Raw genomic sequence first — 1,490 nt, forward strand, 5'->3', positions numbered from 1 at the left:
GGGGGGTGCCTCTATGTCTTTCGTCAAGCGAGGCGTGGGGTTCGGGGTTCGTAGAAGGTGCCGTCGCGGAGCATCGCGAACAGCACGTTGATCCGTTGCCGGGCGAGCCGGAGGAGGGCTTGGGTGTGGGTCTTTCCTCGGGCCCGGCATTTGTCGTAGTAGGTGCGGGAGGCGGGGTCGTGCAGGGCGGCGAACGCGGACAGGAACATCGCGCGTTTGAGCTGCCGGTTGCCGCCTCGGGGTGCGTGTTCGCCGTGGATCGAGGTCCCGGACGACTTCGTGGTCGGGGCGAGTCCTGCGTAGGAGGCGAGGTGAGCGGCGGTGGGGAAGCCGGTGCCGTCGCCGACGGTGACCAGCATGGTGGCGGCCGTCCTGACGCCGACGCCGGGCAGCGACGTCAGGACCTTGGAAAGAGGGTGGGCCTCCAGCAGGGCACTGATCTGGCCTTCTGTGGCCCGGCGTTGTTCGTGGACGGCGCCGAGCGAGCGGGCCAGGGAGGGGATGACGATGTCGAGGGTCCCGGTGCCGGGGACGACGACGGTCTGTTCGTCGAGCGCGTCGAAGACGTCGTCGATCAGCCGCGCGGCCATGCGGGGGGCCTTGGGCCGGATCACCTCGACGAGTCTGCGGCGGCCGGCTTTTCGCAGGGCGGCAGGGGATCCGTTGCGTTCGAGGAGCCAGGTGACGGCCTGGTGGTCGAGCCGGGGGCCGAGGACTCGTTCCAGGGACGGGTGGAACTGGGTGAGCAGGCCGCGGATCCGGTTGCTGGTGCGGGTGGCCTCGGCGGCCAGGTCCTGGTCGAAGCCGACGAGGACCGTGAGCTCGGCGGTGATCTCGTCGGTGAGTTCCAGCGAGCGCAGGGTGTGCGGCATGGTGCGGGCCGCATCCGCGATCACGGCCGCGTCGCGGGCGTCGGTCTTCGCCTCGCCCGGGTAGAGGTCGGCGATCCGCCGCATGGACAAGCCGGGCAGATAGGCGACCTCGCAGCCGGTGTCGCGGGCCACCGTCAGCGGGAGGGCTCCGATCGAGGCAGGCTGGTCCACGATCACCAGAACAGCGCCGAACTTGGTCTTCAGTTTCTCGAAGACCTCCCGCAGTTTCGGTTCGGTGTTGGGTAGCTGCTTGTCGAAGACCTTCTTGCCGGCCGGGGTGAGTCCGTGGCCGTGGTGGTGGCTTTTGCCGACGTCCAGGCCCAGGAAGACGCCTATCTCGTCGTACTCCATCAAGCCGTCCTCCGATGCGGGGTTGTGCGGTGCCGGCCTCGGCGTTGGCGTCGTGCGCGCATCCACGTTATGCAGACCTGCCGCCCGCGAGCGGCCGGGCATTGCGCCAGGCCAGGCGGTAGTCGGACCTCTCATCAGCGTCTCCAACGGCGCCTCTCGGACCCGGTGACACCACCCCCCAGGTCATGCCTTCGACAGGGGGGAACAGTCATGCCGGGCCCGGAGGCCAGCGGCCCTCTTGCAGGACCGCGGAAAACATAACGGGGG

General features: G+C 69.1%; 1 protein-coding gene. It reads right to left on the reverse strand.

Features of this window, described 5'->3' with window-relative positions; all coding sequences use genetic code 11:
- Positions 1–23: 23 nt before the first annotated feature.
- Positions 24–1,223 (reverse strand): IS110 family transposase, encoded by a 1,200-nt coding sequence (locus ACIQPQ_RS37550; RefSeq protein WP_401313441.1) that lies wholly within the window; start codon positions 1,221–1,223, stop codon positions 24–26.
- Between the last annotated feature and the right edge of the window lie 267 nt (positions 1,224–1,490).

The organism is Streptomyces sp. NPDC091281 (genome assembly GCF_044757425.1).
Taxonomy (GTDB): domain Bacteria; phylum Actinomycetota; class Actinomycetes; order Streptomycetales; family Streptomycetaceae; genus Streptomyces.

Excerpts from the sequence above, each read along its gene's own strand:
- ACIQPQ_RS37550 (WP_401313441.1), bottom strand. The coding sequence starts at position 1,223 with ATGGAGTACGACGAGATAGGCGTCTTCCTGGGCCTGGACGTCGGCAAA.